Raw genomic sequence first — 14,511 nt, 5'->3', positions numbered from 1 at the left:
TGTTCAGACCAACCAGAGGCTTTCTGGGTTAATCCTTTTGTGAGGCATCCCTAGCGAATGCCCAGCCGCCGGGCCAAGCGGCTGAGGTTCGCGCGGTCGAGTTCGAGCACTCTTGCGGTGGCTGCCCAGTTGCCCTGATGTTGATCCAGGCAGGCCTGAATCAACTGGCGTTGGTAGGTGTCCAGCGCTTGGCGCAGGCCTCCAGCACCCAGTTCCGGCACCGCCGTTTCATGGGCGGGGGCGAGCTGTGCAGGCAGCGAAGCAAGTGGCTGAAGATCCAGGTCGGCAGCGGTCAAGGACAAAATCCTGGGACGTACCGTTTGTCGGCCCAACGCCTTGAGCGCCGAGCGGCCGATCAGATGCTCCAGTTCACGCACGTTGCCCGGCCAGTCGTAGGACAGAAGTGCAGCCTGGGTGTCCGCGTCCAGACGTAGGCTGCTCAAGCCCAGGCGTGAGCGATTCTGTTCGAGGAAGTAGCCCGCCAGAAGTAGCACGTCGCGTGCTCGTTCCCGCAGAGGGGGGACATGCAGGGGATATACGCTCAGGCGGTGGTAGAAATCGGCACGCAATCGCCCGCTGCGCACCTCGGCGGCCAGATCGCGGTTGGTGGCGGCGATCAGGCGCACGTCGACGTGGTGTTCGCGGTCCGAGCCCAGCCGCTGCAACTGCCCGCTTTGCAACACGCGCAGCAGCTTGGCTTGTACGGCTAGCGGCAACTCGCCTACCTCGTCGAGAAACAGCGTGCCCCCATTGGCCAGTTCGAACTTGCCTCGGCGCTCTGCATGGGCGCCGGTGAAGGCTCCGCGCACGTGGCCGAACAGCTCGCTTTCCACCAGCGTGTCGGGCAGCGCTGCGCAGTTCAGGCTGATCAACGGCTTGTGGGCGCGGCTGCTCGCCTGGTGCAGGGCTTGGGCTACCAACTCTTTGCCCACCCCGGTCTCGCCGGTGATCAGCACGGTGAGGTCGCTGCTGCCCACCAATCGGATTTCCTCCAGCATGCGCTTGTGGGCCGGGCTCTGGCCGATCAGCTCTCGGTCCTGACCACTGGCCTGGCGATACACCTCTGCTCGCTGATGCTCGTTTTCTGCGCGCAGGGCCAGGCGTTCGATCCGCTCGGCCACGGTCACGGTGGCAGCGGCCAGGCTGGCAAAGGCTTGCAAGGCGTCGAGCTCCAGGCTCTGAAACTGGCCGGGCGTCAGGGCATCGAGGGTGACCAGCCCCCACGGGCGCTCATCGACCATCAAGGGGCAACCCATGCAGTCGTGAACCTCAAGGTCCACGTCCGGCGTATTGACCAGGCCATCGTAGGGGTCCGGCAGCTCGGAGTCGCTGGCAAAGCGGGTAGGGGAGGGGCTGCTCAACAGAATCTGAAAACGTGGGTGCTCACTGACCTTGAAGCGACGGCCAACGGTATCTGGGCTCAGGCCGTCCACGGCCAAGGGCACTAGCCATTGGCCATCGAGCCGGAGCAAGGCGGCAGCGTCACAGGGCAGCAGACTGCGCATGGCTTGCAGTAAACGGCGATAGCGCTCCTGATCGGGCAGGTCGCGGGACAGGTCGCTGACCAGTGGCAGCAAGGCGGTAAGCAATGGCTTGGCAGTCATAGGGACTCCTGTGTGTCTAATTGACTATAAGCCATCGTGTGTCATTTCGACATGCTAGGGCTTGAAGGCCCCGAATTTGCAGGGCCCAGGACTTGGCACGAATGGTGAAATGACCCAGGCATCATTCGAAGCCCATGGCTCAGGAGTTGCTGCAATGCTCAATGCCGAACAACGTGCGATCATCAAGGCCACCGTTCCATTGCTGGAAACCGGCGGCGAGACACTGACCACTCATTTCTACCAAATGATGCTCAACGAGTACCCCGAGGTACGTCCACTGTTCAACCAGGCGCACCAGGCCAGCGGTGACCAGCCGCGTGCCTTGGCCAATGGCGTGCTGATGTATGCCCGTCATATCGACCAGCTCGAACAGTTGGGCGGTCTGGTGGGCCAGATCATCAACAAGCATGTGGCGTTGCAGATCCTGCCCGAGCATTACCCGATCGTTGGCCGCTGCTTGTTGCGGGCCATTGAGGAAGTGTTGGGCAAGGACATTGCCACGGCCGAGGTGATCGACGCCTGGGGCGCAGCCTACGGCCAGTTGGCAGACATTCTCATCAATGCTGAAGAAAGCCTATACAAGCAAAAAGAAGAGGCCGACGGCGGATGGCGAGGGACCCGCGAGTTCCGACTGGCACGGCGAGTGGAGGAAAGCCGCGAAATCGTCTCTTTCTACTTCACCCCAGTGGACGGCAAGCCAGTGCTCAAGGCCGAACCTGGGCAGTACATCGGCCTGAGGCTGATGATCGATGGTGTAGAGCATCGTCGCAACTATTCGCTTTCCGCGTTGTGCGACGGTGGTGAATATCGGATCAGCGTCAAACGCGAATCGGGTGGCACGGTCTCCAACTACCTGCATGACCACCTGATGGTAGGTGACACCCTCCACTTGTTCCCACCAGCCGGTGATTTCACACTGGCCGCCAGTGACAAGCCGTTGGTGCTGATCAGCGGGGGCGTGGGCATAACGCCTACCCTGGCCATGCTAGAGGCGGCCTTGCCGACCGGCCGGCCGGTGCACTTCATTCACTGCGCGCGCAACGGGCAGGTGCATGCGTTTCGCGAGTGGCTCGACACCCAGGCAGCGCAGCACCCGCAACTCAAGCGTTTCTACTGCTACGCCGAAGCGGATGATGCCGCCCACGCCAATGCCGTGGGCTTGCTGGACCAGCATCTGCTGGGCGAGTGGCTCCCTCGTGAACGCGACGTGGACGTCTACTTCCTCGGGCCGAAGCCCTTCATGGCCGCGGTCAAACGCCAGCTTCTGGCCCTGGGCGTACCCGAGCGGCAGACCCGCTACGAGTTCTTCGGGCCGGCCGCGGCGCTGGTGTAAGCGTTTTAACGCCTAGTGACTATATATAAAGAAGCGTAACGGCTACGCGATGGTCGGCCGTCATCAGGGGCTGCAAAGCAGCCCCTCGCCGTGCTCACGAAATCCGTCAGGGCAATGCTTGAGTCCTGCGTTAATCCTGCATTAACCCAGCTGCCATTCACTCCTGCTGAACGAGAAGCAGGCGGCAACTGCGGCCTGTCCGGTAGCTTCACTTTTTGCTGCCCCTCGTTGAACCGTCCTGCCAACGCCCGGTCAGAGCCACACCCCATTGTCGCCTGGAATATGTATCCATGAAGGCGAAGCGCCCAGGCAACCGGCGTCTGTGTAGAATTGCGCCAGGCTGGCGGACTACGCTGCGACTATCCATCCAAGGAACCGGCAATGAATGATCAAACATCGCGCCTGAATCGGGAACGGCGCTTTCTGGTACTGTTGGGCCTGATCTGCGTTTCGCTGATCGGTGGCGCCCTTTACATGCAGGTGGTGCTGGGCGAGGCGCCATGCCCGTTGTGCATTCTTCAGCGCTATGCGCTCCTGTGCATCGCCGTCTTCGCATTCCTGGCCGCAGCCATGCCCGGGCGACGCAGCCTGACCTTCTTCGAGGCACTGGTCGTGGTCAGCGCCATTGGCGGAATCATTGCAGCCGGCAACCATGTGTATATACTCGCCAACCCCATGGTCAGTTGTGGCATCGATACGCTGCAGCCCATCGTCGATGACTTGCCCTTGGCCAAGGTCTGGCCGCTGGCGTTTCAGGTGGACGGTTTCTGCAGCACGCCTTACCCACCGGTGCTGGGCCTTTCACTGGCGCAATGGGCGTTGATCGCCTTCGTCCTGACGGCGTTGCTGGTGCCACTAGGCATCTACCGCAACCGTCGCCGTCCTTAGACAAAAGTCCCTGAATACGACAAGGTTTTCGCGGGCTTCATCGAGGTACGAAAACCCCTGGTAAATTGATCCAGATCAAGCTGTAGCCCTTGCTGGATGCGGGTTGCAGGACTATAGCCAGGGGTGCGACAAAGTGTCGCGAAGTTGAATTTTTCGGCGCTATTGTTACAGAACCTGTAAAGGACTGTTGCTCAATAAGTCATAGTCAAGGGTTGGCGACCTATCTACAATCGCCCCCAATTTCCGTTCGGCACTGCTTGCAAGTCGCAGGATTGAAGGAAGCCCCAGCGCTCCTTTTTGCTGACTTCGTCAAGTTTCGCCCAACGGCGATACCGGGCGGACCCCCCTCCGCGTTTTCCGCACCAAATGGAATTGGTCTGCTATACAGGCCTTTGCCTACAAAACCAAAAGCACCGCTAACTCGCTTGAAGCCAAGGTCCTGCAGTCGGGCCCAGGCAGGAGCGGGTACGGGCGCGCAATGCCTCACTTGGTTGGACGAAGTGTTGGCTACCAAACACCAATTGCATTGAAGCAAGCTGATCTAGAGGTCGTGAGATGAGTAAAAAGCGTTACCCCAGACTGTTTGGCATATTGCCCTTTTTAGGCATGCTTTTACTCAGTGGGTGCAACTGGACCCTGCTCGACCCGAAGGGACAGGTCGGCATTGAGCAAAAGAACCTGATCCTGATCGCAATCGGCCTGATGCTGCTGGTCGTCGTGCCAGTCATCATCATGACCGTGGTGTTCGCCTGGAAGTATCGCGCTTCCAACAAGGCAGCCACCTACACCCCGGACTGGTCGCACTCGACCAAGATCGAGGCTGCGGTGTGGATCATCCCGATCCTGATCATCATCGTGCTGGGTTACGTGACCTACAAGTCCACCCACAAGCTCGACCCGTACCGTCCTCTGGATTCCGACGTGAAGCCCGTGCAGATCGACGTCGTCGCGCTAGACTGGAAGTGGCTGTTCATCTACCCGGAACAAGGTATCGCCACGGTCAACAAGATCGTCTTCCCGGCCAATACCCCGGTCAACTTCCGCGTCACTTCCGACGCCGTGATGAACTCGTTCTTCATCCCGGGCCTGGGTGGCCAGATCTATGCCATGGCGGGCATGACCACCAAGCTGCACCTGATCGCCAACGAAAACGGCGTGTTTGACGGTATCAGCGCCAACTACAGCGGTGCTGGCTTCACCGGCATGAAATTCAAGGCTACTGCCACGTCCCAGGAAGACTTCGAGAAGTGGGTCGCCGAAGTCAAGCAGTCGCCGAAGAAGCTGGACAAGGCCGAATACGAAGCCTTGGCCAAACCAAGCGAAAACAACCCAGTCACGCTGTATAGCGAGGCCTCGCCTGACCAGTTCCAGCTGATCGTCGACAAGTACGAAGGCATGAACCGCGGTCGTTCGAGCCACGAAGAAGCTGGCAGCAAAGACCTGGCCACTACCAAGGGTGTGGAATCGAGTATGCAACCAGCTGCCGGTGCAGAGGAGTAAGAGATGTTCGGTAAATTAAGCCTGGAGGCGATACCCTATCACGAGCCGATAGTCATGGTGACACTCGCCATAATCGCGCTCGGTGGTATCGCTGTCGTTGGTGCAATCACCTACTTCCGCAAGTGGTCCTACTTGTGGACCGAGTGGTTGACGACCGTCGACCACAAGAAAATCGGGGTGATGTACATCATCGTCGCGATGGTCATGCTGCTGCGCGGCTTTGCCGACGCCATCATGATGCGGACCCAGCTGGCTGTTGCCACCGGTGGTTCCGAAGGCTACCTGCCGCCTGAACACTATGACCAGATCTTCACCGCCCACGGTGTGATCATGATCATCTTCATGGCGATGCCATTCTTCACCGGCCTGATGAACCTTGCGGTTCCTCTGCAGATCGGTGCACGTGACGTGGCCTTCCCGTTCCTGAACTCCCTGAGCTTCTACCTGCTGCTGGCAGGCGTGCTGCTGGTGAACATCTCGCTGGGCGTTGGTGAATTCGCCAAGACCGGTTGGGTTGCCTATCCGCCGCTCGCGGGCATTCAGTACAGTCCGGGCGTGGGTGTCGACTACTACATCTGGGCGCTACAGCTCTCAGGATTGGGTACGACACTGACAGGCGTGAACTTCCTCGTCACCGTGATGAAGATGCGCGCACCTGGCATGAAGCTGATGGACATGCCTATCTTCACCTGGACCTGCACCTGGGCAAACGTCCTGATCGTGGCTTCGTTCCCGATCCTGACCGCTGCACTGGCACTGCTGACCGTTGACCGTTATCTGGACTTCCATATCTTCACCAACGAGCTTGGTGGGAACCCGATGATGTACGTCAACCTGTTCTGGGCGTGGGGTCACCCTGAGGTTTACATCCTGATCCTGCCGGCCTTCGGCGTGTTCTCGGAAGTCACCTCCACCTTCGCCGGCAAGCGTCTGTTCGGCCACCACGCGATGATCTACGCATCGGGTGCGATCGCTGTTCTGGGCTTTGCGGTTTGGCTGCACCACTTCTTCACCATGGGTGCCGGCGCCAGCGTCAACACCTTCTTCGGCCTGGCGACGATGCTGATCTCCATCCCGACGGGTGTGAAGCTGTTCAACTGGCTGTTCACCATCTACCAGGGCCGTCTGCGCTTCACCGCGCCGATCCTCTGGACCCTGGGCTTCATGATCACCTTCTCCATCGGTGGCATGACCGGCGTTCTGCTGGCTGTACCGGGTGCTGACTTCGTGCTGCACAATAGCCTGTTCGTGATCGCCCACTTCCATAACGTGATCATCGGTGGTGCGGTATTCGGCTATATCGCCGGCTTCGCCTACTGGTTCCCGAAAGCCTTCGGTTTCACCCTGAACGAGAAGTGGGGCAAGGCTGCCTTCTGGTTCTGGATCTCGGGCTTCTACGTGGCGTTCATGCCGCTGTACGCACTGGGCTTCATGGGTATGACCCGTCGTCTGAACCACTCGGACAACCCACTGTGGGAACCCTACCTGTACGTTGCCGTGGTTGGTGCCGTGCTGATCCTGTTCGGTATCGCCTGCCAGCTGATCCAGCTGTTCGTATCGGTTCGCGATCGTCACCAGAACCTGGACGTGACCGGCGACCCATGGGGCGGCCGTACCCTGGAATGGTCGACTTCCTCGCCACCTCCGTTCTACAACTTCGCCCACATGCCTGAGAAGGTTGGCCTGGATGCCTGGCACGAAGCCAAGGAAGCCGGTGTTGCCTACAAGGTGCCGGGCAAGTACGAAGCGATCCACATGCCGAGCAATACCTCTACCGGTTTGTTCATGGGTCTGTTCCTGACCATCTTCGGCTTCGCTTTCATCTGGCACATCTGGTGGCTGGTCGGCGCAAGCCTGGTTGCAACCATCGCTGTCTTCGTTCGCCACGCTGCGCGTGACGACCAGGGCTACATGGTTCCGGCCGAAGAAGTGGCGCGCATCGAAGGCGAGCGCATGAAAGCGTTGGCCAATGCAGGTGCTCTGCCTGCCGGTGCACGTGTCGAATCGTTTGAGCGGGTGTAATCAATGTCCAGTCAAGTAATGCACGGTGCTCATGGTCACGACCATGGGCACGACGATCACCACCACGACTCGGGCCAGATGACCGTACTGGGCTTCTGGCTGTACCTGATGACCGACTGCATCCTGTTTGCGTCGCTCTTCGCCACCTACGCGGTGCTGTCCGGCAGTTTTGCCGGCGGCCCGTCGGGTCATGACATCTTCCAGCTCGATTTCGTAGCTGTTGAAACGTTGTTCCTGCTGCTGTCCTCGATCACCTTCGGCTTCGCCATGCTGAAGATGTTCGCCGGTAACAAGGCAGGCGTCCTGGGCTGGTTGGCTGTGACCTTCCTGTTCGGTGCAGGCTTCATCGCGATGGAAATCTACGAGTTCCATCACCTGATCGGCGAAGGCTTCGGCCCGAACCGCAGTGGCTTCCTGTCGGGCTTCTTCGCCCTGGTGGGCACCCACGGTCTGCACGTGACGGCTGGTCTGATCTGGATGGCAATCATGATGTACCAGATCAACAAGCACGGCATCACGCCGACCGCCAAGACCCGCATGAGCTGCCTGAGCCTGTTCTGGCACTTCCTGGACGTGGTCTGGATCTGCGTATTCACCGTCGTCTACCTGCTGGGGGTTCTGTAATGGCTAACGCACACGACACTCATCACGAAGGCAGCCACGGCAGCGTCAAGTCGTACATGATCGGTTTCGTCCTGTCGATCATCCTGACCGCGATCCCGTTCGGCCTGGTGATGTTCCCAAGCCTGCCGAAGAACCTGACCGTTCTGGTCGTTGTGGCCATGGCCGTGATCCAGGTGGTGGTACACCTGGTGTACTTCCTGCACATGGACCGCTCGAAAGGGCAACGCAACAACGTATCGACGTTCCTGTTCACCGTCATGGTGATCGCGCTGCTGGTTGGCCTGTCGCTGTGGATCATGTTCAGCATCCACGCCGAAATGCTGGCCAAGTGAGGTAAGACTGCATGTCCGTTAAGCACTTTATCCAAATCACCAAACCGGGGATCATTTTCGGTAACGTGCTTTCCGTGGCAGGCGGTTTCTTCCTTGCCGCGAAGGGCCATGTGGACTTCGCCCTGCTGCTGGCAGTGGTCGTTGGTACTTCCCTGGTGGTGGCGTCCGGTTGTGCATTCAACAACTGCATCGACCGCGACATCGACCAGAAAATGGAGCGCACCAAGAACCGCGTGATGGTACAGGGTGGCATGTCACTGCCCCTCGCGCTGATCTATGCCACCCTGCTTGGGGTGGCGGGTTTCAGCTTGCTCTACGTCCAGGCCAACCCCTTGTCCGCGTACTGCGCACTGATCGGCTTCGTGGTCTATGTGGGCTTCTACAGCCTGTGGCTCAAGCGTAAATCGGTGCACGGCACCTTGGTCGGCAGCCTGTCCGGTGCCATGCCGCCTGTCATTGGCTATTGCGCTGTCAGCAATAACTTCGACCTGGCGGCTGTGACCCTGCTGGTGATGTTCAGCCTTTGGCAGATGCCGCACAGCTTTGCCATCGCCATCTTCCGCTTCAAGGACTACAGTGCCGCAAACATTCCGGTATTGCCGGTGGCGCGCGGCATCCTGGCTGCGAAAAAACAGATCGTGCTGTATGTGCTGGCATTCGTGCTTGCGACCTTGATGCTCACCCTCGGCGGTTACGCCGGCCTCGGCTACATGGCCGTGGCAGCTGCCATGGGCCTTTACTGGCTGTACATGGCATGGGGTGGCTACAAGGCCGAAGATGACAGCAAGTGGGCACGCAAAGTGTTTGGCTTTTCCATCCTTACCGTCATGGCCTTGAGCCTGATGATGGGTGTGGACAGCCAGACGGCTGCTGACGTGCTGATGACCTACGCACGCTGAAACCACGCCTGCTTCACGAAAACCCCGGCCTGTGTGCCGGGTTTTTTTTTGCCTATGCGGGGCCTGTCGCTGGTAAGTCAGGTGACGTGCCCGGTACACAAGTTTTCGTTTTTGGCTTACCAGCATGCGGTTATCCGTGTTCAGCTGGCAAAAAATGCACCTGAATAAATCCAAAAAAACAGTAAATTACCCTTTACAAGCCGTCTCTATCGGCATTATCTTCTGAATCAGGCCGCCCCATGCGGCCAGCGTCGCTCGGACGGTTCCGGGCGCTTACGTTTTCAGAGGAAACCATGGCTAATCCAAGTTTGCCGCGCCGCTTTGCGCGCATCGATCGTCTCCCGCCCTACGTCTTCAACATCACTGCCGAGCTCAAGATGGCTGCCCGCCGCCGTGGCGAGGACATCATCGACCTGAGCATGGGTAACCCCGATGGCGCCACGCCGCCGCATATCGTCGAGAAGCTGGTGCAGGTCGCTCAGCGCGAGGATACCCATGGCTATTCCACATCCCGCGGCATCCCACGCCTGCGTCGCGCCATCTCGAACTGGTACAAGGAGCGCTACGAGGTCGACATAGACCCTGAAGAAGAGGCTATCGTCACCATTGGCTCGAAAGAGGGCCTGGCACACCTGATGCTGGCCACCCTGGATCAAGGCGATACGGTACTGGTGCCCAACCCCAGCTACCCAATTCATATCTACGGCGCTGTGATCGCCGGAGCCCAGGTGCGTTCTGTTCCGCTTGTGCCGGGCGTGGACTTCTTCAACGAGCTTGAGCGGGCCATTCGCGAGTCCATCCCCAAGCCCAAGATGATGATTCTCGGCTTCCCGTCCAACCCGACCGCCCAGTGCGTGGAGCTGGACTTCTTCGAGCGCGTGGTGGCATTGGCCAAGCAATATGGCGTGCTGGTGGTGCACGACCTGGCGTATGCCGACATCGTGTACGACGGCTGGAAAGCGCCGTCTATCATGCAGGTGCCTGGCGCCAAGGACATTGCGGTGGAGTTCTTCACCTTGTCTAAAAGCTACAACATGGCCGGCTGGCGGATCGGCTTCATGGTCGGTAACCCCGAACTGGTCAACGCCCTGGCGCGCATCAAGAGTTACCACGATTACGGTACTTTCACGCCTTTGCAGGTGGCTGCCATCGCAGCGCTGGAAGGGGATCAGCAGTGCGTACGGGATATTGCCGAGCAGTACCGTCAGCGTCGCAATTTGCTGGTCAAGGGCTTGCACGAGTTGGGCTGGATGGTCGAGAACCCCAAGGCGTCCATGTACGTCTGGGCCAAGATCCCGCCTGAGTATGCACACCTGGGTTCGCTCGAGTTTTCCAAGAAACTCCTCGCCGAGGCCAAGGTGTGTGTTTCGCCAGGTATCGGCTTTGGCGACTATGGTGACGACCATGTACGGTTCGCCCTGATCGAAAACCAGGATCGGATCCGTCAGGCCATTCGCGGGATTCGCCAGATGTTTCGGGCTGACGGGCTGGCGCGCAAGTAGCCCTCGACGGCCTGCCGCTGGTTTTTCCGGCGGCAGCGCTGCGCTCACTGGCGGGGCGGACTTCCGTATGTTCCCTGTCTCGCGAACTGGTTAATTTCGGCACTCATTTCTTTCACGACGATAGTGACATGAGTGTTTTTACCGCCTATTTCTGTGGGACAGGTTCCCATCGCTTCGACGACACCAACACCAATTTCTGGAATGGCGAACTGGTTTCGACCCTGGCCAGCCATGACCAGGGCCGCGAGTTTGCCCACTGGGTCGCTGTCGACGGTCCGGGCAGCGGTAATCTTCAGGACGACAGCCTGTTCGTCGATCCCGGCGGTTATTACAACTGGACAGGGCAGTTGTTTGGCCGCGGCTGGGAAGAAAACGTCAGCCATGTGCTTCAGATCATCAAAGGCGAAAGCCGCTGGCAGCGCACCAAACTGAGCGAGGCCGAATATAGGCGGCTCAAAGATGCCGGCGTCCCTGTGCCGGAAGTGGCTTCGACCGCTTCGTGGTTCTGGAGAACCTATGACTACGGTGACCGCCAACCCACGCCGCAGGCGCTACAGGAACGCATCATTCATCTGTTTCGTAAGCCGCTTGTGCCTACACAGGTCAACCTGGTCGGCTGGAGCCGCGGCGGCATCAGCTGCCACATGCTGGCCAATGCCATGGCCAAGGACCCTGAGCTGTGCGATGTCCCGGTCAATATTTTTACCATTGACCCGGTTCCAGGCATTGGCAATGTGCAGCCAGAGCGCGTGATGCTGTCGGCCAATGTGCGTGAGTACGTAGGGTTCTACTCCCGTGACGAACGCTCCAAAGGGTTCGCCTGTGTGGTGCCAGACGTGCAGCCCGGTACGCGGATAGGCGTGTTTCCCATGCCGGGTCGGCATGCGACGCTGGTGGGGAACGCGTCGGTAGACGGTGCTGGCAGCGGCCAAGTGCTGGTCGAGCCGGGCTTGGTGGTCAGGCACTATGCCGAAGTGTGCCTCAGGCGCTGGGGTGTCGAATTGGCCAAGTGCCTGGACTTGAGTGACGGACAAGTGATGGGCTATCACAAGGCAATGGCGGACTGTGAAGACCAGTACCAAGCAATGCGTCGCAAGTCCTACACAGTCGTGACCGAAGGTAGCCGTGACGACAGGCTGTTACATCAAGGCACCCGGCAAACGACCTTCAGCCATGTCCGCGGCGATCCCTATTGCCCAGCTGCAGGTCTTGGCCTGACGCAGTGCGATGGGGATACCTATAAAGCGTTGCGCTAACTTGACCCGAGGGGGGAGAGGGTGTCTGGTGACAGTCAATCGCCTGCAGTTATTTTTTTCTGCCCCTCTATTCAATCACCCCCGCTTGGCCCGAGAATGGCTGCTCGGGCCGGCCCCGATCTCAACCACCTTCCTTCCGTGCAATCATGTCCGAATATAACCCTTGTCTTGACTGCGGCGCTTGCTGCGGGTATTTCCGTGTGTCCTTCTTCTGGGGTGAATGCCAGTCCTCCGGCGGTGTGGTGCCTGACGATCTGGTGGTGCAGGTGAGTCCGTCTCGGGTGGCCATGATTGGCACCGACGCCAAGCCCTGCCGTTGTACCAGCCTGCAGGGCGAGGTGGGGCAAGGCGTTGCCTGCGCCATCTACGCCAACCGTTCCAGCACCTGCCGCGAGTTCGAGGCGTCGTGGGAAGGGGGCGTACACAACCCACGCTGTGATACCGCCCGGGCTGCCTACGGTCTACCGCCATTGACTCCGCCTGGGGCCAATGAGCCCCATTGGCCCGATGATGGGGCTGAGGTCGCCTAAGTCGGCATGTAGAGGTTCGCTTATTAGCGTCCTAACTGTCGACTTTGCACCGCCGTGGAGTTTTGCAATGCCTGAAGGCCGCGCATGACGCTAAACTGTCATCTTACCCAGCAATGGACAGGTGAGCCGGCGTGACCCCACCCCGAAGTTTCCCGAGTGATCTGTGTCTCGATAGCCCGCGCCTTTACCTGCGCCCCATGCGCCACGCAGATGCGGCAATGTGGTTGGCGATCATGGCCGACCCGGAAGTCATGCGGTACTGGCACCACGCGCCCTGGCAGAGTCTGGCTGAAGCCCAGAGCGCACTGGCAGCTGACCGTGAGGCGTATGCCAATGGAGAGCAACTCAAGCTTGGGATGTATCGCCGGGACAACGGCGAGCTGATTGGCATGGTTCAACTGTTCAACATCGACGACACCTCCCGGCGAGGTGAGATCGGCTATTGCCTGGCCAGCGCCGTGCAGGGAAGGGGGTATATGGATGAAGCATTGACGTGCTTTATCGACTACATCGCCAACACCCTGCACATGCGCCGCCTGGAAGGCGAGATCGACCCTCGCAACCAAGGCTCGGCGCGTACGTTGGAGCGCCAGGGGTTTGTGTTGGAGGGCACCCTGCGGGCGCGCTGGTGCGTAGGCGGTGAGCTATCCGACTCGGGCATCTACGGGCTGCTGCTCGAACCGCCGGTGGCTTGAAAGACTGCGAACACCCAGTTTGGAAGCGGGGGATGACATGGGTTATGGTCATCCCCTGTACCGTCCTCCCAGGTGTCCTTTGCCCGCTTTTTATCTCAGTATCACGCTCCTGCTGTACTTGGTCGCTCTGTGCTTCGATGGCGCCTCGATGAGCGATGGCCACCACATGCCCGCCCTGCAGATGTTGCTGTACGGGCCTTGGGGGGTACCCTTCGGGCTGAACCAGTGGTTCGCCAATCCGTTGCTCGCCCTGGCCATTCTGGCGCATCGGCGCTTTCGCCGCTTGGCCCTGCTGCTAGGGCTTTGTGCTCTGTATCTGGCGGCAACCAGTTTGGGTATCGACCGCCTGCCGGACAATCAGAGTTATGAGTTTCACGACCTGACAGGTTTGGCGGCAGGGTTCTATGTGTGGGTGGCAGCCATGCTGGTATTTTGCCTTGGTCAGGGCTGGTACTGTTTGAAAGCGCGCCAGGCCGCTGATATGCCTGGGTGGAATTGGGCGGACGTTACCCTGATTGCGGCATTGGCGGTGACGTTGTATGCCGCCACGCAGATGCCGTCGTTGCGCTTCGAGCCGAGCAGGGTATTGATGCCGCCGGAGCAGCCTCAGACGCTTTGACACTCAAGGAGAGTTTGCATGATCAAGCACTACCTGGCGGGGCTGGCATTGGCGTGCTGCACGACGCTGGCGATCGCCGCCGAACCTTCTCCAGCCTATACCCGCTGTATGGAGGGTGCCTCCAGTACCCTGGCCATGGGTGAATGCCTCAAGGCTGAGACGCAGGTACAGGATCAACGCCTGAACCGCGTCTACAAGCAGCTGATGGGTAAACTGGCGGCGGATCAGCAAAAGAGCCTGCGTGATGTGCAGCGCAAATGGCTGGTCTATCGGGATGGCAACTGCCAGTTTCACCGCAAGGCCAGCGGCGGCACCATGGCGCAGCTGGAGGGTGGGACCTGCCTGATGGACATGACCCGAGAGCGGGCAGCGGAGCTTGAGCGGGTTATGGAACCGTAGCGGTGATGAATTCTAAACTTGCCACGGTATATGTCTTCTGTAGGATAAACGTGCAGCGGCTCCAAGCGTTGAGGCAGTGCGCTAATGACTGGGGCCGCTGCGCGGCCCATCGCGGCGCAAGGCCGCTCATACATAGAACTGTTAGTATTCAAAGGATTTGCAAGCGTCAACTCATCTATTGAGTTTATATATTGCAGTTGCAGTTGCTGTTGCTTCTAAGCGCGCGGTAGCTCAGGCGCCGCAGATCGCGACTTCAGGAGGCCGAGCGCAGGGCTTGCGGAGGGAGGTGACAGGCATGGATGCCTGTC

Annotated in this window: 14 protein-coding genes; 13 read left to right on the top strand and 1 reads right to left on the bottom strand. The window is 59.5% G+C overall.

Annotated features, from left to right (window positions below):
* Positions 1 to 50: 50 nt before the first annotated feature.
* Positions 51 to 1,604: a nitric oxide reductase transcriptional regulator NorR gene (gene norR / locus FS777_RS19130; RefSeq protein WP_145257145.1), complete on the bottom strand. Its 1,554-nt coding sequence runs from the start codon at positions 1,602 to 1,604 to the stop codon at positions 51 to 53.
* Between the two features lie 154 nt (positions 1,605 to 1,758).
* On the opposite strand from norR, the gene hmpA reads away from it, so the two are divergent.
* The 13 genes from hmpA (at position 1,759) to FS777_RS19060 (ending at position 14,203) form a co-directional block, all read left to right on the top strand.
* Positions 1,759 to 2,937, top strand: a complete 1,179-nt coding sequence (gene hmpA, locus FS777_RS19125) for an NO-inducible flavohemoprotein (protein ID WP_145257198.1) — start codon at positions 1,759 to 1,761, stop codon at positions 2,935 to 2,937.
* Between the two features lie 381 nt (positions 2,938 to 3,318).
* Entirely contained in the window at positions 3,319 to 3,825 is a 507-nt protein-coding gene (locus FS777_RS19120) for a disulfide bond formation protein B (protein ID WP_058639705.1), read from the top strand.
* Positions 3,826 to 4,380: 555 nt separating this feature from the next.
* On the top strand, positions 4,381 to 5,325 hold the full coding sequence (gene cyoA, locus FS777_RS19110) for a ubiquinol oxidase subunit II (protein ID WP_058606012.1): 945 nt from the start codon (positions 4,381 to 4,383) through the stop codon (positions 5,323 to 5,325).
* Positions 5,326 to 5,328: 3 nt separating this feature from the next.
* Entirely contained in the window at positions 5,329 to 7,347 is a 2,019-nt protein-coding gene (gene cyoB / locus FS777_RS19105) for a cytochrome o ubiquinol oxidase subunit I (protein ID WP_058639706.1), read from the top strand.
* 3 nt (positions 7,348 to 7,350) lie between these two features.
* Positions 7,351 to 7,971, top strand: a complete 621-nt coding sequence (gene cyoC, locus FS777_RS19100; protein WP_058606014.1) for a cytochrome o ubiquinol oxidase subunit III — start codon at positions 7,351 to 7,353, stop codon at positions 7,969 to 7,971.
* The gene (gene cyoD / locus FS777_RS19095) at positions 7,971 to 8,303 is read left to right on the top strand and encodes a cytochrome o ubiquinol oxidase subunit IV (RefSeq protein WP_058606015.1); all 333 of its coding nucleotides are present in this window, start codon (positions 7,971 to 7,973) and stop codon (positions 8,301 to 8,303) included. Before cyoC ends, cyoD begins: the two co-directional genes overlap by 1 nt.
* 11 nt (positions 8,304 to 8,314) lie before the next feature.
* Positions 8,315 to 9,202 carry a heme o synthase gene (gene cyoE / locus FS777_RS19090; RefSeq protein ID WP_058606016.1) on the top strand — a complete coding sequence of 296 codons (888 nt, stop codon included), beginning with the start codon at positions 8,315 to 8,317 and terminating at the stop codon, positions 9,200 to 9,202.
* 293 nt (positions 9,203 to 9,495) lie between these two features.
* Positions 9,496 to 10,704: an alanine transaminase gene (gene alaC, locus FS777_RS19085; protein WP_058639707.1), complete on the top strand. Its 1,209-nt coding sequence runs from the start codon at positions 9,496 to 9,498 to the stop codon at positions 10,702 to 10,704.
* 128 nt (positions 10,705 to 10,832) lie between these two features.
* A complete protein-coding gene (locus FS777_RS19080) occupies positions 10,833 to 11,960 on the top strand; it encodes a hypothetical protein (RefSeq protein ID WP_145257142.1) in 1,128 nt (375 codons plus the stop codon).
* A 146-nt stretch (positions 11,961 to 12,106) separates the two neighbouring features.
* Positions 12,107 to 12,490: a YkgJ family cysteine cluster protein gene (locus FS777_RS19075; protein WP_058606019.1), complete on the top strand. Its 384-nt coding sequence runs from the start codon at positions 12,107 to 12,109 to the stop codon at positions 12,488 to 12,490.
* A 131-nt stretch (positions 12,491 to 12,621) separates the two neighbouring features.
* Positions 12,622 to 13,185 (top strand): GNAT family N-acetyltransferase, encoded by a 564-nt coding sequence (locus FS777_RS19070; protein WP_058639709.1) that lies wholly within the window; start codon positions 12,622 to 12,624, stop codon positions 13,183 to 13,185.
* Between the two features lie 79 nt (positions 13,186 to 13,264).
* Entirely contained in the window at positions 13,265 to 13,804 is a 540-nt protein-coding gene (locus tag FS777_RS19065; RefSeq protein WP_058639710.1) for a hypothetical protein, read from the top strand.
* Between the two features lie 18 nt (positions 13,805 to 13,822).
* The gene (locus FS777_RS19060; protein WP_058639711.1) at positions 13,823 to 14,203 is read left to right on the top strand and encodes a lysozyme inhibitor LprI family protein; all 381 of its coding nucleotides are present in this window, start codon (positions 13,823 to 13,825) and stop codon (positions 14,201 to 14,203) included.
* Positions 14,204 to 14,511: the final 308 nt, after the last annotated feature.

The sequence above is a fragment of the Pseudomonas sp. DE0157 genome (assembly GCF_007678615.1).
GTDB classification, from domain to species: Bacteria; Pseudomonadota; Gammaproteobacteria; order Pseudomonadales; family Pseudomonadaceae; genus Aquipseudomonas; species Aquipseudomonas parafulva_B.
Note: the sequence above shows the minus strand (reverse complement) of the source record. Positions and strands in the feature narration are given on the sequence as shown.

Bases quoted from the DNA above. Each gene is read 5' to 3' on its own strand.
- hmpA (WP_145257198.1), top strand. From the start codon at position 1,759: ATGCTCAATGCCGAACAACGTGCGATCATCAAGGCCACCGTTCCATTG.
- cyoE (WP_058606016.1), top strand. From the start codon at position 8,315: ATGTCCGTTAAGCACTTTATCCAAATCACCAAACCGGGGATCATTTTC.
- cyoC (WP_058606014.1), top strand. From the start codon at position 7,351: ATGTCCAGTCAAGTAATGCACGGTGCTCATGGTCACGACCATGGGCAC.
- cyoD (WP_058606015.1), top strand. From the start codon at position 7,971: ATGGCTAACGCACACGACACTCATCACGAAGGCAGCCACGGCAGCGTC.
- alaC (WP_058639707.1), top strand. From the start codon at position 9,496: ATGGCTAATCCAAGTTTGCCGCGCCGCTTTGCGCGCATCGATCGTCTC.
- cyoB (WP_058639706.1), top strand. From the start codon at position 5,329: ATGTTCGGTAAATTAAGCCTGGAGGCGATACCCTATCACGAGCCGATA.
- FS777_RS19060 (WP_058639711.1), top strand. From the start codon at position 13,823: ATGATCAAGCACTACCTGGCGGGGCTGGCATTGGCGTGCTGCACGACG.
- FS777_RS19075 (WP_058606019.1), top strand. From the start codon at position 12,107: ATGTCCGAATATAACCCTTGTCTTGACTGCGGCGCTTGCTGCGGGTAT.
- cyoA (WP_058606012.1), top strand. From the start codon at position 4,381: ATGAGTAAAAAGCGTTACCCCAGACTGTTTGGCATATTGCCCTTTTTA.
- FS777_RS19080 (WP_145257142.1), top strand. From the start codon at position 10,833: ATGAGTGTTTTTACCGCCTATTTCTGTGGGACAGGTTCCCATCGCTTC.
- FS777_RS19120 (WP_058639705.1), top strand. From the start codon at position 3,319: ATGAATGATCAAACATCGCGCCTGAATCGGGAACGGCGCTTTCTGGTA.
- norR (WP_145257145.1), bottom strand. From the start codon at position 1,604: ATGACTGCCAAGCCATTGCTTACCGCCTTGCTGCCACTGGTCAGCGAC.